The organism is Mesorhizobium sp. WSM4846 (assembly GCF_055811415.1).
Genome location: NZ_JBVVPZ010000060.1, coordinates 13,183 through 31,890 on the forward strand (window position 1 = coordinate 13,183; position 18,708 = coordinate 31,890).

Consider the following 18,708-nt stretch of genomic DNA (forward strand, 5'->3'; position numbering starts at 1 on the left):
CTGAACCGACAGGCCCAATGCGCGCATTGCAACTTATCGAGGACCGCCGCCTTGAAACGGTGGACCTGCCGCTTCCGCCGCAGCCTGCGCTGGGCGAAGTGACGCTGCGCATCAAGGCCGTGGCGCTCAACCATATCGACGTCTGGGGCTGGCGCGGCATGGCCTTCGCCAAGCGCAAGCTGCCGCTGGTCGTCGGCGCCGAAGCCTCGGGCGAGGTCGAGGCGGTCGGCCCCGGCGTCTCCATGCTTGTCCCCGGGCAGCTTGTATCGATCTACGGCGCGCGCACCTGCGGGCTTTGCCGCGCCTGCCGCGAAGGCCGCGACAATCTCTGCGAGCATGTTTCGGGCGTGCACGGCTTCCATCTCGACGGCTTTGCGCAAGAGAAGATAAACCTGCCGGCGCGCCTGCTGGTCCCTGCCCCGCCCGGCGTGACCGACGTCGGCGCCGCGGTCGCGCCCGTCACCTTCGGCACGGTCGAGCACATGCTGTTCGACAACGCCAGGCTGCAGCCCGGCGAAACCATCCTGATCCATGCCGGCGGCTCGGGCATCGGCTCCGCCGCGATCCAGCTGGCGAAGAAAATGGGCTGCACCGTGATCACCACGGTCGGCTCGAACGACAAGATCGACAAGGCGAAGGCGCTTGGCGCCGATCACGTCATCAACTATCGCGACGACCGTTTCGAAGGCGTCGTGCGCAAGCTGACGAAGAAGAAGGGCGTCGATGTCGTCTTCGAGCATGTCGGCGCCGACACCTTTGCCGCCTCGATGCTGTGCCTGAAACGCGGCGGCCGCCTGGTGACCTGCGGCTCGACCTCGGGCGTGTCGACGCAGATCAACCTGATGCAATTGTTCCAGCAGCAGCTGAAGCTGCTCGGCTCGTTCGGCTGTCGCATGCAAAACATGGCCGACGCCATGCAGAAAATGGCGGCGGGGCTGGTTTCTCCGGTTATCGACACCGAAGTCGGCCTCGACGGCATCGAGACCGCGCTGAAGCGCATGGAAGGCCGCGACGTGTTCGGCAAGATCATCCTGCGCGTCGGCTAGACCATGATGCTGTCTGAAAAAACCATGGTCTAGGAATGGTCGGCAACGCCTTCAAGAAGCTCCGCCGGGACCTGGCGTTCCGCTACGGCAGGCGGCTGCGTCAGTTCAACTACTGGCTGCTGGCGCGCCTCGCGATGACGATGATTTGGCTGCTGCGTCTGCTGCCGGTCGACAGCGCGCTCAATTTCGCCGACCGCGCCGCCCGCCGCATTGGTCCGTGGGTGGGGCGCCACAACGTCGCCATCGCCAATCTGCGCAAGGCTTATCCGGAAGAGAGCGACAAGGAGATCCAGGCCATCGCCTCCGACATGTGGGGCAACATGGCTCGCCTTGCCGCGGAATACATCTTTCTCGATGCCCTGTTCGACTACGATCCCGCCGCGACGAAACCGGGCCGCATCGAGGTCAAGGGGGTCGAGCACTTCGTGCAAATCGCCGGCGAGCAAAAACCGCATATCATCTTCACCGGGCATCTCGGCAATTTCGAGCTGCTTCCGGTGGCGGCAGCGACTTTCGGCATGAACATCACGGCGCTGTTTCGCCCGCCCAACAACCCTTACCTTGCCGACTACATCCTCTCGACGCGCCGCTCGACCATGGGCTCGCTCCTGCCCTCCGCGACCGGCGCCTCATTCGCGCTGGCGGCCATCCTGGAGAAGGGCGGCAATATCGGCGTGCTCGTGGACCAGAAATTCTCGAGCGGGCTCGAAACGACTTTTTTCGGCCGCCCATGCGAGAGCAACCGGGTTCTGGGCACCCTGGCGCGGCACTATGACTGCGATGTCTATCCGGCGCGCTGCGTGCGCCTGCCGGGCAACCGCTTCCGGCTCGAGATCGAGGACAAACTGATCTTGCCGCGCACCGCCGGCGGCAGTGTCGACGTCCATGGCACCACCCAGCTGCTCAACGACGTGGTCGAGCGCTGGGTGCGCGAGGATCCCGGCCAGTGGATGTGGTTCCACAAAAGATGGGAAATCAGCGGCCCGCGCGGGAAGCACAAGCGGGCGAGGAACCGCGGCGAAGCCGCCTGAGTAGAAGTGAGTGACAGCAATTATGCTATTGTTGGCAATGTTCTAATTGCGCCACCGACCCCGCCCGGTTGCCGAGGCGGGTTTTTGTTTAGTCACCGATCACTCGGTGGCCTGTCCTGGCAAGTCCAATCAGCCAACCGAAGGGGCGCCATAGCGAAGCCCATCCACCAGCAAGCCAACCATCCGTCGTGCCTGGTCGGGGCCTCCGCCATAGCGGTCTGGTGAGCAGAGCCTGGCAATCGCGAACAATAGTTCTTTCGCATCAACGTCCGAGCGAACGTCGCCCGCTTCGGTCGCGGCATCCAGCAAGGTCTGCAGCGCGGGCCGAAGTTTCTCAAGAAAATACAGCGGCAAGGACTCATATGCCGGATCGCCGGAGGAGAAGGCCGCGGCGAGTCCACGCTTGGCAGCGATAAAGTCCACGTAACGCTGCATCCATCGGGCGAGCGCTTCGCCGGGTTCATATTCGGCGGCAATGGCAGATGCAGCATTTGCGCATGCATCCACTTCGTTACGGAAGACCGCCACGATCAGGTCCGAACGCTGCGGAAAATGCCGATAGAGCGTACCCACGCCGACGCCGGCCTTATCGGCGATCTCTCGCACCGGAGCATCGACCCCCGAAGCCGCAAACACTGCCATTGCTGCTTCGAGCAGCGCCTTGGAGTTGCGTTGCGCGTCCGCACGCACGCGCCGATCCGTCGAGTTTACGGGCTCCAAGCCACCACCCCGCTCCTCCGATTTGTCGTCCATGATTTTTCCACTTGATAAACGGAACGATGTTCCGTATAAAACGGAATGCAGTTCCGATTGGGAAAATTAGCACAGCATGGCGCCGTTGCCTACACGTCAATGCAAAAAGAGGAGATCACCATGCGGGTCAAACCTATTGCCCTGGTCACTGCGGCCAACAAGGGAATCGGCCTCCAAATCGCCAGGGATCTGGCGACGCACGGCCTCACCGTGCTCGTAGGGTCGCGCAAGCTCGAGCATGCGGAGACGGCTGCAAAGAGCATCGGCGCGGATGCCCGGGCCGTCCAACTCGATGTCACGAACCAGGCCTCGATTGCCGCCGCGGCAAAGCGCATCCGTAACGAGTTCGGTCGCCTCGACGTCTTGGTGAACAATGCAGGCACTTCCGATGCGGGAAAGCAGGGCATCTCGCATGCGGCGTCCCTCGACGAGGGACGCGCAGTGTTCGAGACCAACGTGTTCGGCGTCGTCGCCGTCACGCAGGCGATGCTGCGGCTGTTTGGTGAAACGCCAGCGGCACGCATCGTCAGCGTCGACCCGTCCAGTCCACAGCGCGCGTTGTTCGGCCCTATTTACAGCCCCTCGAAGACTGCCCTCGATGCGCCGACGCTCGCCTTCGCCATCGAATTCGAGGACCCTGGCGCCAACGCTGCCTGCCCCGGCTTCACTTCGACGAACCTCAACACCTTCGAGGATACCCGTACGGCCGAACGGGCCGCGTGAGCCCTTCGCCTCGCGGTGGCGCATGACGTCGCTACAGATCACCGATTCGCAGGGCAAGAAGACCGACGTGCCTTACTCCGGCCAAGTCATCTTCTCGCAAAGCGGCACGCTTTCGGTTCAGGCAATGGACCAGGACCCGGCTGCAAAGCCGACTACCTACACCGCCAACGGCTATGAAGCCTATTATGGTCCGGTCGCGATCGATGAGGAGAAAAGCACCTTCACCATCACTGTTGAGTCGTCGCTGGTGCGTAATCTCATCGGACAGGAATTGCAGCGGGTGTTCGAGGTCGCCGGAGATCATCTGGTGATCACCCCGGTCGATCCCGAGGAAGGCTGGCGCGTCACCTACGAGCGCTTGTGATCGCATCGCCTTGCGAGCGCGAGGCCCACTCTCCACCGCTTCGAAGGAGCGCACGGTCTAGCGGATGGATGATCTCGCAGCTTGGTCAGCATGGCGTGAGACAGGTTTCGCGACACCCGCTCTCCACCGCGCTTAGCCGCATTTCTGCGACGCCAGGAGAAAAGTGATCCTGATCGGTCAAAGCATTGCCTCATCGGCCGTAAGTGCGTGCTCTCGCGTGCCGGAGACGATGATCTCCAGGACCTCATGCTCGTCGGTGTTTTTGATGTAGCGATCACCGACGTTCTCGCCGCGCTTAAGCACCATCACGCGGTCGCCCACAGCGAAGATGTCAACGAGGCGGTGGGAGATGATGATCTGGGCAACGCCCTGCTTTTTCAGTTCCAGCATGGTTTCGAGCAGCCGCTCGGTCGCCATCACCGATAGATTGGCGGTCGGTTCGTCGAGTATCACCACGCGCGGCTGAAAGGAGATAGCGCGGGCAATCGCCACCGATTGCTGGCGGCCGCCCGAAAGGCTCTCGACCTTTTGATAGACGGAGTTCACGTCGACCTTGAGCCGCTTCAGCACACTGTCGGCTTCCGCGTACATTTTCCGCCGATTGACGAAAAGGCCCCTGCGCGGCCAACGGCCAAGAAAGATATTCTGACCGACATCCATATTCCCGCAAAGAGCGAAATCCTGGTAGATCATCTCGATGCCGGCGTCGCGGCTTTCGTGCGGGCTCTTGAAGTGCACCGGCTGCCCGGCGACGAAGATCTCGCCGCCCGCGTCGCGCTGGTAGGCGCCGGTCAGGATCTTCATCAGCGTCGACTTGCCGGCCGAGTTGTCGCCGACCAGGCCCAGGATCTCGCCGGGATAGAGCACGAGGTCGACGTTGCGGAGCGCCTGCACCGCACCGAAGGCTTTTTCGATGCCCCGCATTTCTACGATCGGTGCGGGCCTGGTCGCGTCACGCATGGGTCGTTTCCGCCGTTCTTGTGCGCCGCGCGAGGCGCGCCCGCATGCGGCCGAAGATGTTGGCCTGGCGCACCCAGATGTCGATCAGCACCGCCACGATCAGGATGCCACCGATGAAGACGTTGATCCAGTGCTGCGGCATGGTAAAGCCCTGGACGTTGAGCTGCAGCAGCGCCCGGATCAGGGTGATCACCGCCGCCCCGGCGAGCGCCCCGATCACGGTGCCGTAGCCGCCGAAGATCGAACCGCCGCCGATGATCACCGAAGCGATGGCGTCGAGCTCGCGGAACTGGCCGGCTACCGGGTTGAAGCTGCGGAAGTAGGCGACGTTGATGATCCCGGCCATTGTCGCGCAGAGCGCCGCCAGCATGAGCGCGAAGAACCGCACCCGGTTGGTGTTGATCCCGGCATAAGCGGCGGCGCGAATGTTGCCGCCGGTCGCATAGACCTTCTGCCCGAACGGCATGTAGGCGAGCACGACGCCGGCAATGAGGGCGACCAACAGCATCCAGATGGTCTGGACGCTCACCACCTCGGCGATCGAGCGCAGCAGCCCGTCCGGCAGCGAGATGCGGTAGTGCAGCAGGATGTCGTTCACCTTGCGGCCAAGCAGGTTGTAGCCCTCGGGCCAACCGGTGAGCTGCTGCCCGGCGACGAACCAGGCGGCGAGGCCGCGGGCGATGTAGAACATGCCGAGCGTGGCGATGAAGGCCGGCAGCTTGAAGCCGACGGTGACGATCGCGTTGACGAGGCCGGCGCACATGCCCGCCAGTAGGCCCATCGCCACGGCGGTCACGGGGTCGGCGCCGAGGACCTTGAGGAAATAGGCGGCTGTGCTGCCGGCGAGGGCAAGCACCGCCCCGACGGAGAGGTCGATATCGCCGGCGGCGATGACGTAGGTGAGCCCGATGGTGATCAGCGCAAGCTCGGTGTAGTTGAGCAAGATAGCGAAGCTGTTGGACAGGTTCCACCAGTAGTCCGGCCGGAGCGCGAGGCCGGTCAGCCACAGGAGCGCGGTCAGGATGATGGCGAGCGCGTCGCGCCGGGCGAGGAACTTGCCGAACCCGGTGGCCGACAACGCCATGTCGGTCGCCATCGCGCCCTTGGTCTGCACCCCCTCGATCGCGATGCCGCCGATCTCGTAGGCCGGTGGCGGCGGCCGGCCGCGGAGCCAGGCCCAGAGGCGCCCTGCCACCTGGCGGCGGATGAGATAGGGCTCGATGAGCACAGCGACGACGAGCAGCAGCCCGAGGAACACCGGCACCGCGCCGACCGGCAGCGAGAAAACGGCGTTGACCGTGATCTCCTCGTCGCCGATCTTGATGATGCGCGTGATCGGCCAGCCCTCGCGCAACACCTTGTCGAGCAGCACCACCAGAAGGGCGCCAAGGCAGGATCCGGCGACCCGGCCGCGGCCGCCGAGGATCGAGGCGCCGCCGATGATCACGGCGGCAATGACGGTCAGCTCACCGCTGACGCCGTAGAGCGGCGTCACGCCCTTGTCCTGCGCAGCTGACATCAAGCCGGCCAGCGCCGCGCAGAGCGAGGAGATCAGGAAGGCTCGGATGCGCACCCAGTTGGTCGGGATGCCGGCATAGGACGCCGCCTGCTCGTTGCCGCCGGTGGCGAAGGTCTCGTAGCCCCAGCGCGTCTTGGCAAGCACGTAGGCGCCGATCACGGCGACAACGAGGAAGATCACGATCTGGTTGTTGAAGCCGAGGAGGTTGGTCTCGCCGAGGTGAAAAAAACCCGGATAGCCGGTCGCCTTGGCAGGGAAGTAGATCGCTTGGCCGTGAGTGAGCGCCAGCACGAAGCCGCGGCCGATGAAGAGGACGGTCAGCGTGGCGATGAACGCCGGCACCTTCAGGATGGTGACGAGCACGCCGTTGATCAGCCCGATCAGCGTGCCGAGCAGCAGGCAGAGGATCGCCGACGTGACGACGCCGAGGTCAAGGAAGTTCGGCGCGAACAGCCTGGCAAAGACGACGGCGACTAGGCCGTAAGTTGAACCGACCGAAAGATCGAGGTCCTTGTTGACGATAACGAAGGTCACTCCGACCGCGATGATGGCAACCCGCGAGGTGTCGCGGAGCAGCGAGTGAAACGCTCCTGTTGACCCGAAGAACGCGGGATTGACGAGAGCGCCGCCGAGATAGAGCAGCAAAAGCAAGGCAACGAGCCCCACCTCCCAGCCGCCGACAATCTGGGACGGCGCACGGCCGAGCGATGTGGTCGCGGTAAGCGCCATGGTCTCTTCTGGTCGATTTCCTGCTGCCGCATTGCGGGAGAGCCTGCGCTCTCCCGCAATGATTTCAGACGTTCCGAGTGGACTCAGTTCTCGAAGCGCTTGCCGACATCCGCGACGGTCTCCTTCGTCACCAGTTGGGCGCGTGTGTCGAGGTTGGCCGCCGCGATGCCGCGGTCGATCTCCAGATAGAGCTGCATGACCGGCCAGAAGCCCTGCAAGAAGGGCTGCTGCCCGAGCGCGCCGGTCAGATCGCCGCTCTTCATCGCGTCCTGCTGGGCCGGGCCGAGGTCGAAACCATAGGCGCAGATCTTGCCGGTCATTCCGGTCTGAGCGACGGCCTTGGCAAGCGCCGGCGTGAACACGTTGTTGCCGGCGAACGCGCCTACGACATCGCCGCGCGATTCGAACAGCGTCACGATGCCGTTCACCGGGTCATTCGGATTGGTGTCTATACCGGTGTTCTCCGGACCCGCGTCGACCTTGAAGGCATCAAGCTTGCCCGCATCCTTCAAGCCCTTGACGATGGCGTTGAAAGCCGAAGTGACGCGGTTGTTCACCTCGATGTTGCCCATTGCGGTCGACGACGGCAGGACGATCGAACCCTTCTCTATACCCTTGTCCGCGAGGCACTTGACGAGCGCCTCGCCAGCGATTGCGGCAGCGGAGGCGTCCTGGCCGGTGTGGCCGATGCCGCTGCGGTTGAGGATCGTGCCGTCAAAGGAATTGGTCGTAGCGACCGGTATGCCCTTCGCCTCGGCGGCCTTGACGATGTCGTTATAGGCGCCGACCTGGGGCGTTGTCATGATCAGCCCGTCGATCGTCGGATCCTGCACGATCTGGTTCAGGATTTCGATCTCGCGGGCAGGGTCGTCAGTCGGCGATTCCGAGCCGAGCAGCAGGACCTTGGCGCCGATCAGGTTGCCGGCGACGGTCGCGCCGACGTAGACCGGATCGAAGAAGCCATTGCCGGCAGTGTGTGTCACGATAGCGAATGTGAGGTGACCATCGGCCGAATGGAAGTCCTTGGTACCGGGGGCCTCCTTTGCGGCTTCTTCGAAGCTGTAGCCGCCGACCGCCTTGTCGACGCCGCCCGATTGTGCGTAGGCGTTCGATACGCCGAGCGATAACGCCGCGGCACATGCCGCGAGCGAGAAAATACGTTTCATGATTTTCCTCCCTTGCAACCAACGGTCGGAAGCCGTTCGGGCGCATTTATTCAGGATTCCGAATGCTCCCTCCCACCCCGTATATTCTGCCCAAAGTCTGCCCACGTAAATAGTGCTAGCGCGACGCGGTGTCAGACAGACGAGGAGACTTGGTGTATTGTGATCCCTACCTGGGCCGCATTTCAAAAGGGAGCGACACGGAGAGCACCAAAAAAGTTTCACAAACGCGTAGGGAGGATACCGCGATGAATCTGCGACCAGACCCCACATTCTATCCGTCACCTAGGCTGGCTATGGAAGGGCCGCCGGAAACTCTGGCCTACACGTTGATGCTTAGCCCGGACTTCTCGCAACCCGACGGTTTGGCTGTGGTGAATGTCGATCCAAATTCGCCGGATTTCGGCAAGATCGTCCACACTGTGATCATGCCAAACAAGGGCGATGAGTTTCATCACTTCGGCTGGAATGCGTGTTCTTCGGCGCTATCACCACTGACTGGCCACGCCTTTTTGGAGCGTCGTTATCTGATCATTCCGGGCATTCGTTCGTCGCGCATCTACATAATTGATGTGAAGGGCGGGCCGACAGCCGCCAAGATTCACAAGATCATCGAACCCGCAGAAGTCTTTGCCAAGACGGGCTATTCCCGCCCGCATACGATCCACTGCGGACCCGAGGGCATCTATGTCTCGACCCTCGGCGGCGGCGGCAAGGACGGTACCGACGGTCCTCCGGGCATTTTCATCATGGATTGCCAGACCTTCGATGTCATTGGCCGCTATGAGATAGATCGTGGCGCCCAGGACAAGCACTACGATTTCTGGTGGAACCTGCCGCGCGACTACATGATCAGTTCCGAATGGGCCCTGCCGCCGCAGTTCGAAAACGGCATCGTCCCTGAGGATCTACTGTCCAACAGGTACGGCCACCGCATGCATTTCTGGGATCTGCGTGCGCGTAAGAACATTCAGACGATCGATCTGGGCGCCAATCACCAAATGGCGCTCGAAATCCGCCCGGCGCATGATCCAGTCCGGCAATACGGCTTCTGCGGCGTTGTGGTCGATACCACCAATCTCGAAGGCTCGATCTGGACGTGGTGGCGCGACGCAGATGGCAAGTTCCAGGCCAAGAAGACGGCGGTCATCCCGCCTCAACCGGCCAATGCCGACGATCTGCCGGATCTTCTGAAGGGTTTCTCGGCGGTGCCCCCGCTGGTCACAGACATCGACCTCAGCCTCGACGACAAATATCTCTATGTGGCTTGTTGGGGTACGGGTGAAATGCATCAATACGATGTCAGCGACCCGATGAAGCCGGTTCTGGCGGGCAAGGTCGAACTGGGTGGGATCGTCAAGAAGACCAAGCACCCCTGTGGCAAGGTCTTCGGCTATGGGCCACAGATGGTCGAGATTAGCCGCGACGGCAAGCGTGTCTATTGGACCAATTCGCTCTATTCGACCTGGGACGATCAGTTCTATCCCGGTGAGCGCGGCGGGGCGATGGTGAAGGCCGATGTTGGCGCCAATGGTGGCCTGACGCTCGACACCAACTTCTTCGTCGAGTTCCCCAAAGGCTATCGAACGCACCAGATCCGACTTGAAGGCGGCGACTGCTCTACCGACAGTTTCTGCTACCCATCGGTCTAGGTGTCGCCCGAACTCCTTTCGACCACAGCCGGCCTCTGGTTTGCTGTGGTCGCCAGCGGGATTTACCATGGCGTAAACCCGGGTATGGGCTGGCCGCTTGCTGTTTCGGCCGCCCTGATGGAACGGCGAGCCTATGCGCTGCCGGGCGCACTCCTGGCGCTGGCGTTCGGGCATCTTGTCGCCATGACGGTGGTCCTCTTGCCCTTCGCGCTGATGACCGTGCTGGTTGATTGGCAAACCGAGATCCGCGTTGGCGCAGGTCTAATTGTCGTCGCGCTCGGAGTCTGGCTGCTCTTCAACCCGCGGCATCCTAGATTTCTGGCGCGCGTGCCGCCGTCGCGACTGGCGCTCTGGTCCTTTCTGGTCGCCGTCGCGCATGGCGCCGGCCTGATGCTGGTGCCGATCTACCTCGGCCTGTGCGGCGTCGTTGAAACGGATGCCGGGCACCGTGCCGCGACCGCCCTCATTGCACGAACTGCAGCGCTCTCGATCGGCGTGGCAGCGGTCCACACCGGCGCGATGATCACTGCGGGCGGCGCTTTGGCCTTCGGCGTCTATCGGTGGCTGGGATTAAGGTTTCTTTCGAAAAGCTGGTTTGATCTAGATGTGATCTGGGCGCTAAGCCTGGTTCTGGTCGGGGCGATCGGCGTGTTTTCCGCGCTCTAGTTGGTCACCACGATCCGCGTGTTGCGGAAGCCGGCTTGCCGCACCATCCAATAGAAGGCGGCGGCATTGGACGGGTGCAGCCGCACGCAGCCATGCGACGCCGGGCGCCCGAGAGATTTTACTGCGCCGGTGCCATGGATGGCATAGCCGCCGCGGTAGAACACCGAATGAGGCATCGGCGACATGTCGTATTTGCGCGAATACCACATCCGTGCCGTTCGTTGCGGCCGGTAGCTGCCGCGCGGCGTGATATAGCCTTTGCGCGCCGTGGATACGCGCCATCGGTAGACCGCCCGGCCGTATCTTACAGTCATCGTCTGCGATGACACGTCGATCCTTGCAACCAGCTTGGCTGCCCAGCCCTCGACCGAAGAACCGAACAGCATCGTTGCCAGTGCCGCTGCCATGAGAACGGTTTTTTTCATGCGATCAAACCCCTTTGATTGCCCTGCCTGCCTTCACGCTTTTCTTCATCCTTTAATCGCAAGTGAATGAGGTAACCACACACCTCTGACGAATTCACCAATCCAAAGCAGCGAATTTGAACGATTTCCCGCGATAGTTGCCGTGGCGACATGTAACCACATAACTAGGGCGCGACCCGCCAACAGGCTTGCCAAAACGCACCGTTGGCTGCTCAATTCGTCGAATGAACGAACTCCTGCTGAAAGCGGTCGATGATCGGGTCGACGACTTGGTCGCGCTGACCGCGGACCTGATCCGCTTTCCGACCATCAACCCGCCAGGCGAGGCTTATCGGCCATGCGCCGAATACGTCGGAGCGCGGCTGAAAAAGCGCGGTTTCGAAGTCGAATTCATCCGCGCCGAAGGCACGCCCGGCGACACCGACCGCTACCCGCGCGTCAACGTCGTCGCCCGCTTCGATGGCCGCTCGCCCGGCGCCTGCGTGCATTTCAACTCGCATATCGACGTGGTCGAAGCCGGCGACGGCTGGAGCCTCGATCCCTTCGCCGGCATCGTCAGGGATGGCAAGGTCTATGGCCGCGGCGCCTGCGACATGAAGGGCGGCCTGGCCTCCTCGATCATCGCTACCGAAGCCTTCATGGAGGTGTTCCCCGACTTTCCCGGCGCCATCGAGATTTCGGGCACGGTCGACGAGGAGTCGGGCGGCTTCGGCGGCGTCGCCCATCTGGCCAAGCTCGGCTATTTCTCCAAGCCGAAAGTCGACCACGTCATCATCCCCGAGCCGTTGAACAAGGATCGCATCTGCCTTGGCCATCGCGGCGTCTGGTGGGCGGAGATCGAGACCAAGGGCGAGATCGCGCACGGCTCGATGCCGTTCCTCGGCGACAATGCGGTGCGCCATATGGGCGCCGTGCTAAGGGCTTTCGAGGACGATCTGTTCCCGGCGCTCGACCGCAAGGTCACGCGCATGCCGGTCGTGCCCGACGGGGCAAAGCGCTCGACCATGAACATCAACTCGATCCATGGCGGCCAGACCGAGGATTTCCGGCCCGGCCTGCCCTCGCCCAACGTCCCCGATTCCTGCCGGCTGACCATCGACCGCCGCTTCCTGCTCGAAGAGGACCTTGGCACGGTCAAGAGCGAGGTGACCGATATCCTCGACCGGCTGAAGCGCGAGCGCAAGAAATTCGACTACGAGATCCGCGATCTCATGGAGGTGCTGCCGCTGATGACCGAGCGCGATGCGCCGGTGGTCAAGGCGGTGGCGCAGGGCATCATGGAGATATTCGACCGCGAGCCCGACTACGTGATCTCGCCCGGTACCTACGACCAGAAGCACATTGCCCGCATCGGCCACATCTACGACTGCATCGCCTATGGCCCGGGCATTCTCGACCTCGCCCACAGGCCCGACGAATGGGTGGGGATATCAGACATGGTCGAATCGGCCAAGGTGATGGCGATCGGGCTCAACGTGCTGCTGAGGGGCGCGGGCGCTCGGTAGTCGGTGATGGGCGGAAAAACATTCCTGCCGGCGCTGCCGGAAAGCACGAAACGCAATTTACTCCTCGGTGAAATCACGCTTCTATCCACCGGGTTTCGAGCATGTTTTTGAGCATATCGGGAGTTGCACGATGAAATTGTGGAAAGCCATTCTCACCGCTGCGGCCCTGGTGCTGGCCAACGGCGCTTCGGCGCTTGCCGCGCGGACCGATCTGGTCATCGGCATCACGCTCGAGCCTCCGCATCTCGATCCGACCGCCGGCGCTGCGGCGGCGATCGACGAGGTGCTTTACGCCAATGTGTTCGAGGGGCTGACCCGCATCGGTGCGGACGGCGAGGTGCTGCCGGCTCTCGCCGAAAGCTGGACCGTTTCCGACGACGGGAAGGTCTACACCTTCAAGCTGCATAGCGGCGTGAAATTCCATGACGGCACCGACTTCAATGCCGACGACGTCAAATTCTCGCTCGATCGCGCACGTGCCGACAACTCCGTCAACGCACAAAAGGGCCTGTTCGCCGCCATCGATACGGTCGAAATGGTCGATCCGGCGACGGTCAGGATCACGCTGAAGAATCCGCAAAGTTCGTTCCTCTACAATATGAGCTGGGGCGATGCGGTCATCGTCGCGCCGGAGACAGCCGACACCAACAAGGAAAAGCCTGTCGGCACCGGCCCGTTCAAGTTCCAGAACTGGGCCAAGGGCTCGTCGATCACGCTGATCAAGTCCGACGCTTACTGGGGTGCCCCGGTGTCCCTCGACAAGGCGGAGTTCCGCATCGTCACGGATGCCGCAGCCGCCGTTCCGGCGCTGCTTTCCGGCGATGTTCAGGCCTTCCCCTTCTTCGATCCCGACAGCGTCGCCCAGATCCAGGGCGACCCGCGCTTCAAGGTGGTGATCGGCGCGACCGAGGGTGAGACCATCCTTTCGATGAACAACAAGAAGCCGCCTTTCGACCGGCTGCAGGTCAGGCAGGCGGTTTCGTTTGCGCTCGACCGCAAGGCGATCATCGACGGCGCCTCGGCCGGCCTTGGCGTGCCGATCGGCTCGCATATGTCGCCCGCCAACAAGGCCTATGTCGACCTCACCGGTCTCTATCCGCACAATGTCGAGAAGGCCAGGGAACTCTTGAAGGAAGCCGGCCTGGAGAACGGCTTCAAGGCGACGCTGAAACTGCCGCCACCCCCCTATGCGCGACTTGGCGGCGAGATCATCGCGTCGCAGCTTCGCGACGTCGGCATCGATCTGCAGATCGTGCCGGTGGAATGGGCGCAGTGGCTGGACCAGGTCTTCACCAGGAAGGACTACGACCTGACCATCGTTTCCCACACCGAGCCCAACGACATCGATATCTATTCGCGCAAGGATTATTACTTCAACTACGACAACCCGACCTTCGACAAGATCATCGCCGACCTGAACCTCACCTCCGATGAGGCCAAGCGCATGACGCTGCTCGGCGAGGCGCAGAAGATACTGGCCGATGATGCCGTGGTCGGCTTCCTCTACGAACTGCCGAAAGTCGGCGTCTGGGACGCCAAGCTCGAGGGTTTTTGGGCAAATGCGCCGATCCAGGCCAATGATTTGACCAAGGTGAAGTGGACGGAGTGAGGGGCTGCTGGCCAAAGGGGCGAAGCTTGCAGCCGGTGGCACCCCCCTCTGTCCTGCCGGACATCTCCCCCTCAAGGGGGGAGATTGGCAGTTTCCGCGCCGGCGCTGACCTTGCAACGCTAGTGGTTAGCGAAAGCAGCGATGAGAGCTCGATCTCCTTCCTGTCGGAGGAGATGTCCGGCAGGACAGAGGGGGGTTGGCGGGAACGCGACCTTCATCCAGTTGCCGCGCTGAGCGTACCTTCGGCCCCCCGACTCTCATGACCGCCTATCTCCTCAAGCGTCTTGCCATCGCGCTCATCACGCTGGTCCTGGCCTCGATGGTGGTCTTCGCCGTGCTGGAGATCATTCCCGGCGACCCGGCGCGGCTGATGCTGGGCATGAACGCCAGCGCCGACCAGGTCGAGTTGCTGCGCAACCAGATGGGTCTCAACGCGCCGCTCGCCGCGCGCTATCTGCACTGGGCCGGCGGCTTGCTGAGGCTCGATTTCGGCCGTTCCTACACCTATTCGGTGCCGGTCATCGACCTGGTCCGCGAGCGCATCGTGGTGTCGCTGCCGCTGGCCCTGATCGCGCTGGCGCTGTCCACCATCATCGCCATTCCGGTCGGGCTGTTTTCCGCCGGCCGGCACGGGCGGGCCGGCGACACGATCGCGATGGGCGCCGCCCAGCTTGGTGTTGCCGTGCCGAACTTCTGGTTTGCGCTGATGCTGATCTACCTGTTTGCCGTCTGGCTGCGGCTGGTGCCGGCCGGCGGCTTCCCGGGATGGAGCGCCGGCGTCTGGCCGGCGCTGAAATCGCTGGTCCTGCCGGCGATCGCGCTCGCTCTGCCGCAAGCGGCGATCCTCGCCCGCGTCACCCGCTCGGCGCTGATCGAAGTGCTGAGCGAGGACTATATCCGCACTGCCCGCGCCAAGGGCCTGCCCTATCGCGCGGTGCTGTGGCGGCACGCGCTGCGCAACGCGATGATCCCGGTGCTGACCATTCTCGGCCTGCAGTTCGCCTTCCTGCTCGCCGGCACCATCATCATCGAGAACGTCTTTTATCTCCCGGGCCTCGGCCGGCTGGTGTTCCAGGCGATCACCCAGCGCGACCTGATCGTCGTCGAAAGCGTCGTCATGCTGCTGGTCGCCACCGTCATCGCCGTCAACCTGCTTGTCGATCTCTCCTATGCGGTCGTCGATCCGCGTCTGAGAAGCCGCCAATGACGCTGCGCTTCGACATCCCGGAGGAAAATTTTGCCGACATCCTCGTCAAGGCTTTCACCAACCGCTCGTTCCTCACCGGCTTCGTCATCACTGCACTGGTGGCGGCGGTCGCCATCGTCTCGTTCTTCTGGACGCCTTTTGACGTCACCAGGCTGATCATCGCCGACAAGACCCAGGCACCCTCGCCGGCGCACTGGTTCGGCACCGATCATTTCGGCCGCGACATTTTTTCCATGATCATGGTCGGGGCCCGCAATTCGATCGCCGTGGCGCTGGTGGCGGTCGGTATCGGCATGGGCGTTGGCGTGCCGCTCGGCGCCCTTGCCGCGGCGCGCGGCGGCGTCGTCGACGAGGCGGTGATGCGGCTGAACGATCTCGTCTTCGCCTTCCCTGCCCTGCTGTCGGCGATCATGATCACCGCCATCTTCGGCCCGGGCGCGCTCAACGCCATCATCGCCATCGGCATTTTCAACATCCCGGTCTTCGCCCGCGTCGCCCGGGCCGGCGCGCTGGCGATATGGCCGCGCGAATTCATCCTCGCCGCGCGCGCCGCCGGTAAAGGCAAAACGCTGATCACCCTGGAGCACGTGCTGCCCAACATCGTCACTTTGCTCCTGGTGCAAGGCACCATCCAGTTCGCGCTCGGCATCCTGGCCGAAGCCGGGCTTTCCTATGTCGGGCTCGGCACACAGCCGCCGATGCCGAGCTGGGGGCGGATGCTGTTCGACGCCCAGACGCGCATGGGGATGGCGCCGTGGATGGCGATCTTTCCAGGCATGGCGATCGTCGTCACCGTGCTTGGACTGAACCTGCTCGGCGACGGTATTGCCGACATCCTCGACCCCAAATCGCGGCGGCAGCGATGAGCCTGCTCGAAATCGAGAGATTGTCGCTGACGATCGGCGACACGCCGATCCTGAGGGATGTCGAGCTCTCCGTCGCGCCCGGCGAGGTGATGGGACTGGTCGGCGAATCCGGCTCGGGCAAATCGATCACGGCGCTGACGGTGATGCGGCTTCTGCCCTGGGCGGCGCGCGCCAGCGGGCGAGTCGCCTTCGACGGCATCGACATCCTTGTGGCCAGCGAAGACCAGATGTGCGCGCTGCGCGGCGATGATATCGGCATGGTTTTCCAGGAACCGATGACGGCGCTGAACCCGGTCAAGACGATTGGCGAGCAGGTCGCCGAAGGCATACGCTGGCACACCAGGGCAAGCCGCGCCGACGCCGAGGACCGCGCTCGAAAAATGCTCGACCGGGTCGGCCTGCCCTCAGCGCAATTCCCGCTGTCGCGCTATCCGCACGAGCTTTCCGGCGGCCAGCGCCAGCGTGTCGTCATCGCCATTGCCTGCGCGCTAAAACCAAAACTGCTGATCGCCGACGAGCCGACGACGGCGCTCGACGTCGTGCTGCAGGCGCAGATCCTCGACCTGTTGCGCGACCTGGTCGCAGAAAACCGCATGGGTCTGCTGTTGATCTCGCACGACCTCGCGGTGGTGACCGAAATGGCGGAGCGCATCACCATCCTGCGCCACGGCGAAGTGATGGAGGCCGGCGACACGGCGCGCACCTTGTCCGAGCAGCTTCATCCCTACACGCGGCAGCTGGCGCAGGCCTCGATGCATGTGCCGGCGCGTGCCAGGACGCACGAAGTCGGCCAAGACAACCCCCAGTTCCAGGCTGCCAAATCTCTTCTTCAGGGAGCCAGACCTCTTCTTCAGGTCGAGAGCGTGACGCGGGACTATCCGGGACGGCGCAAATCGCTGCTGAAGCGCGCGGTTCCGACCCGCGCCGTCGACGATGTCTCGTTCTCGATCGATCCCGGGCAGTCTGTGGCGCTGGTCGGGCGTTCCGGTTGCGGCAAGTCCACGCTTGCCCGCATGGTCCTGGCGCTGGACGGGCCGACATCGGGAACGATCCGGTTTCGCGGCGAAGTCATCACCGGCAAGAGCGAGGCGGAGCTCAAGCCGGCGCGCCGCGACATGCAGGTGGTGTTCCAGGACCCTTACGGCTCCTTCGATCCGCGCCAGAAGGTGGAAAAACTGGTCGCCGAGCCACTGCATGTCCTGGAGAAAAGGCCGACGAATGCAGAGCGGCGCGAGATGGTGGCAAGGGCCTTGCACGAGGTCGGCCTTGGTCCACGCGACATGGACAAATATCCGCACGAATTTTCAGGCGGCCAGCGCCAGCGCCTGTCGATCGCCCGCGCCATCATCACCCGCCCCAAGCTGGTCGTCGCCGACGAGCCGGTCTCGGCGCTCGACGTCTCGATCCGCGCCCAGATTCTCGATCTGTTAGCCGAGCTCAACCAGAAGCTCGGCGTTGCCTATCTGTTCATCACCCACGATCTGACCGTTGCCCGCGCCATCACCGACCAGGTGATGATCATGCATGCCGGCAAGATCGTCGAGCGCGGCAAGACGAGCGAGGTTCTCGACCATCCGCAGTCCGAAGCCGCGAAGGCGCTGGTCGCTGCGGCCCCGGACCTGCACCGCGCGATTGCCCGGCGGTTACAGGAACAGGGGTGAACAGCCGACCGTCGGGAGAGACTTACTCTTCGGCCTTCACCACATCGGCGGGGCTGATGTCGAGCAAGTCGAGGGTGCGGCGCAAGAGCTGCATCTCTGTCCCGGCAAGTTGCGAATCGGCCTTGGCGATCTCGGCCATATGGCGGGCAAGCAGGCTGCGCCTCTCGACGTCGAGGTCACGGAACTGCGCGATGGCTTGCGAGCCGTTGGTCTCATAGCCGAACTCGTTGAGATATTCGATGACGCTGTCGATGCTGGCTTCCGGAATGCCGAAGGCTTCCCGGCAGATGCGCCTGAAGGCGGCCATTTCACTCTCGTTGACCGTGCCGTCGGCCAAAATCATGCGAAACAGCATCAGCAGTTCCGCCGACAGCACCGGATCGTCCGCGACCTTGCGCACGCCGGGGTCGCCGTCGAAGATCGAGCGTATCTGGTCCAGCAACGCGAATGCCATCAGCGACCCCTTTCCGATTCGTTGCAAATAGGTAGCGCGGAATCGGCCTTGCGCAAATGGTCGGCTGTGGTTCGACAGGGGCAATTGCTTGGGCAATTGCTTTCAGGTTTTGAAATTCGGCTCCTCACCCTTTTCCGGCCATTGGCGCTGCCCCTCACCTGCCTGCCGGCATCCTCTCCCCGTATAGTGACGGGAGAGGGGCGCTCCCATCGAAGGTTTCGCCAATCACCAGCGTTGCAGAATGTTCACCGAGGTCGCCACCGCCCTCTTCTCCCCGTCCCTATACGGGGAGAAGTGCCCGGTGTCCGAACCGGATAGATAGGTAACAGAATGGACTGATTGCATGGGTGACAGTTTTCTCCTTCGCCGGGAGGA

Annotated in this window: 17 protein-coding genes; 11 read left to right on the forward strand and 6 right to left on the reverse strand. The window is 63.0% G+C overall.

All coding sequences use genetic code 11. The annotated features are described in order from the left end of the window. Window positions 1-17: 17 nt before the first annotated feature. Both AC0L15_RS30575 and AC0L15_RS30580 read left to right on the forward strand, forming a co-directional pair. The gene (locus AC0L15_RS30575) at window positions 18-1,046 is read left to right on the forward strand and encodes a zinc-binding dehydrogenase (RefSeq protein WP_287121562.1); all 1,029 of its coding nucleotides are present in this window, start codon (window positions 18-20) and stop codon (window positions 1,044-1,046) included. Window positions 1,047-1,081: 35 nt separating this feature from the next. Further along, window positions 1,082-2,077, forward strand: a complete 996-nt coding sequence (locus AC0L15_RS30580; RefSeq protein WP_287247250.1) for a lipid A biosynthesis lauroyl acyltransferase — start codon at window positions 1,082-1,084, stop codon at window positions 2,075-2,077. A gap of 129 nt (window positions 2,078-2,206) precedes the next feature. On the opposite strand, the gene AC0L15_RS30585 is transcribed toward AC0L15_RS30580, so the two are convergent. Beyond that, entirely contained in the window at window positions 2,207-2,830 is a 624-nt protein-coding gene (locus AC0L15_RS30585; protein WP_236377152.1) for a TetR/AcrR family transcriptional regulator, read from the reverse strand. 120 nt (window positions 2,831-2,950) lie between these two features. Here AC0L15_RS30585 and AC0L15_RS30590 point away from each other — a divergent pair, with 120 nt between their 5' ends. Both AC0L15_RS30590 and AC0L15_RS30595 read left to right on the forward strand, forming a co-directional pair. Further along, entirely contained in the window at window positions 2,951-3,553 is a 603-nt protein-coding gene (locus AC0L15_RS30590; RefSeq protein WP_287247251.1) for an SDR family NAD(P)-dependent oxidoreductase, read from the forward strand. Between the two features lie 22 nt (window positions 3,554-3,575). After that, entirely contained in the window at window positions 3,576-3,917 is a 342-nt protein-coding gene (locus AC0L15_RS30595) for a lipocalin-like domain-containing protein (RefSeq protein ID WP_287139749.1), read from the forward strand. A 177-nt stretch (window positions 3,918-4,094) separates the two neighbouring features. On the opposite strand, the gene AC0L15_RS30600 is transcribed toward AC0L15_RS30595, so the two are convergent. From AC0L15_RS30600 to AC0L15_RS30610, 3 genes are all read right to left on the reverse strand, one after another. Then, window positions 4,095-4,877 (reverse strand): ATP-binding cassette domain-containing protein, encoded by a 783-nt coding sequence (locus tag AC0L15_RS30600; RefSeq protein WP_091598255.1) that lies wholly within the window; start codon window positions 4,875-4,877, stop codon window positions 4,095-4,097. Further along, window positions 4,870-7,125, reverse strand: a complete 2,256-nt coding sequence (locus tag AC0L15_RS30605; protein ID WP_287247253.1) for an ABC transporter permease — start codon at window positions 7,123-7,125, stop codon at window positions 4,870-4,872. Before AC0L15_RS30605 ends, AC0L15_RS30600 begins: the two co-directional genes overlap by 8 nt. Window positions 7,126-7,208: 83 nt before the next feature. Then, entirely contained in the window at window positions 7,209-8,291 is a 1,083-nt protein-coding gene (locus AC0L15_RS30610; protein WP_287247254.1) for a substrate-binding domain-containing protein, read from the reverse strand. 245 nt (window positions 8,292-8,536) lie between these two features. Here AC0L15_RS30610 and AC0L15_RS30615 point away from each other — a divergent pair, with 245 nt between their 5' ends. Then, the gene (locus AC0L15_RS30615) at window positions 8,537-9,940 is read left to right on the forward strand and encodes a selenium-binding protein SBP56-related protein (protein WP_473498055.1); all 1,404 of its coding nucleotides are present in this window, start codon (window positions 8,537-8,539) and stop codon (window positions 9,938-9,940) included. A gap of 84 nt (window positions 9,941-10,024) precedes the next feature. Continuing rightward, entirely contained in the window at window positions 10,025-10,606 is a 582-nt protein-coding gene (locus tag AC0L15_RS30620; protein ID WP_473498057.1) for a hypothetical protein, read from the forward strand. On the opposite strand, the gene AC0L15_RS30625 is transcribed toward AC0L15_RS30620, so the two are convergent. Then, window positions 10,603-11,031 (reverse strand): L,D-transpeptidase, encoded by a 429-nt coding sequence (locus tag AC0L15_RS30625; RefSeq protein WP_473498059.1) that lies wholly within the window; start codon window positions 11,029-11,031, stop codon window positions 10,603-10,605. The two genes, AC0L15_RS30620 and AC0L15_RS30625, sit on opposite strands and share 4 nt — an antisense overlap. A gap of 224 nt (window positions 11,032-11,255) precedes the next feature. Between AC0L15_RS30625 and AC0L15_RS30630 the strand changes: the two genes are divergently transcribed. The 5 genes from AC0L15_RS30630 to AC0L15_RS30650 all read left to right on the forward strand — a co-directional run bounded on the left by AC0L15_RS30630 (window position 11,256) and on the right by AC0L15_RS30650 (window position 17,879). Beyond that, window positions 11,256-12,536: an acetylornithine deacetylase/succinyl-diaminopimelate desuccinylase family protein gene (locus AC0L15_RS30630; RefSeq protein ID WP_473498061.1), complete on the forward strand. Its 1,281-nt coding sequence runs from the start codon at window positions 11,256-11,258 to the stop codon at window positions 12,534-12,536. 130 nt (window positions 12,537-12,666) lie between these two features. Then, window positions 12,667-14,145 carry an ABC transporter substrate-binding protein gene (locus AC0L15_RS30635; RefSeq protein WP_473498063.1) on the forward strand — a complete coding sequence of 493 codons (1,479 nt, stop codon included), beginning with the start codon at window positions 12,667-12,669 and terminating at the stop codon, window positions 14,143-14,145. 259 nt (window positions 14,146-14,404) lie between these two features. After that, window positions 14,405-15,352, forward strand: a complete 948-nt coding sequence (locus tag AC0L15_RS30640) for an ABC transporter permease (protein WP_473498065.1) — start codon at window positions 14,405-14,407, stop codon at window positions 15,350-15,352. Further along, entirely contained in the window at window positions 15,349-16,218 is an 870-nt protein-coding gene (locus AC0L15_RS30645; RefSeq protein WP_128182832.1) for an ABC transporter permease, read from the forward strand. The genes AC0L15_RS30640 and AC0L15_RS30645 overlap by 4 nt, the downstream gene beginning before the upstream one ends. Continuing rightward, complete coding sequence (locus AC0L15_RS30650; RefSeq protein WP_473498067.1) at window positions 16,215-17,879, forward strand: ABC transporter ATP-binding protein; 1,665 nt, start codon at window positions 16,215-16,217, stop codon at window positions 17,877-17,879. The genes AC0L15_RS30645 and AC0L15_RS30650 overlap by 4 nt, the downstream gene beginning before the upstream one ends. A 22-nt stretch (window positions 17,880-17,901) precedes the next feature. Here the strand turns inward: AC0L15_RS30650 and AC0L15_RS30655 are convergent, their stop codons facing one another. After that, a complete protein-coding gene (locus tag AC0L15_RS30655; protein ID WP_091598288.1) occupies window positions 17,902-18,333 on the reverse strand; it encodes a TerB family tellurite resistance protein in 432 nt (143 codons plus the stop codon). Between the last annotated feature and the right edge of the window lie 375 nt (window positions 18,334-18,708).

Bases quoted from the DNA above. Each gene is read 5' to 3' on its own strand.
- AC0L15_RS30655 (WP_091598288.1), bottom strand. From the start codon at position 18,333: ATGGCATTCGCGTTGCTGGACCAGATACGCTCGATCTTCGACGGCGAC.
- AC0L15_RS30615 (WP_473498055.1), top strand. From the start codon at position 8,537: ATGAATCTGCGACCAGACCCCACATTCTATCCGTCACCTAGGCTGGCT.
- AC0L15_RS30630 (WP_473498061.1), top strand. From the start codon at position 11,256: ATGAACGAACTCCTGCTGAAAGCGGTCGATGATCGGGTCGACGACTTG.
- AC0L15_RS30575 (WP_287121562.1), top strand. From the start codon at position 18: ATGCGCGCATTGCAACTTATCGAGGACCGCCGCCTTGAAACGGTGGAC.
- AC0L15_RS30605 (WP_287247253.1), bottom strand. From the start codon at position 7,125: ATGGCGCTTACCGCGACCACATCGCTCGGCCGTGCGCCGTCCCAGATT.
- AC0L15_RS30590 (WP_287247251.1), top strand. From the start codon at position 2,951: ATGCGGGTCAAACCTATTGCCCTGGTCACTGCGGCCAACAAGGGAATC.
- AC0L15_RS30650 (WP_473498067.1), top strand. From the start codon at position 16,215: ATGAGCCTGCTCGAAATCGAGAGATTGTCGCTGACGATCGGCGACACG.
- AC0L15_RS30600 (WP_091598255.1), bottom strand. From the start codon at position 4,877: ATGCGTGACGCGACCAGGCCCGCACCGATCGTAGAAATGCGGGGCATC.
- AC0L15_RS30645 (WP_128182832.1), top strand. From the start codon at position 15,349: ATGACGCTGCGCTTCGACATCCCGGAGGAAAATTTTGCCGACATCCTC.
- AC0L15_RS30595 (WP_287139749.1), top strand. From the start codon at position 3,576: ATGACGTCGCTACAGATCACCGATTCGCAGGGCAAGAAGACCGACGTG.
- AC0L15_RS30620 (WP_473498057.1), top strand. From the start codon at position 10,025: ATGGGCTGGCCGCTTGCTGTTTCGGCCGCCCTGATGGAACGGCGAGCC.
- AC0L15_RS30580 (WP_287247250.1), top strand. From the start codon at position 1,082: ATGGTCGGCAACGCCTTCAAGAAGCTCCGCCGGGACCTGGCGTTCCGC.
- AC0L15_RS30585 (WP_236377152.1), bottom strand. From the start codon at position 2,830: ATGGACGACAAATCGGAGGAGCGGGGTGGTGGCTTGGAGCCCGTAAAC.
- AC0L15_RS30610 (WP_287247254.1), bottom strand. From the start codon at position 8,291: ATGAAACGTATTTTCTCGCTCGCGGCATGTGCCGCGGCGTTATCGCTC.
- AC0L15_RS30625 (WP_473498059.1), bottom strand. From the start codon at position 11,031: ATGAAAAAAACCGTTCTCATGGCAGCGGCACTGGCAACGATGCTGTTC.
- AC0L15_RS30640 (WP_473498065.1), top strand. From the start codon at position 14,405: ATGACCGCCTATCTCCTCAAGCGTCTTGCCATCGCGCTCATCACGCTG.
- AC0L15_RS30635 (WP_473498063.1), top strand. From the start codon at position 12,667: ATGAAATTGTGGAAAGCCATTCTCACCGCTGCGGCCCTGGTGCTGGCC.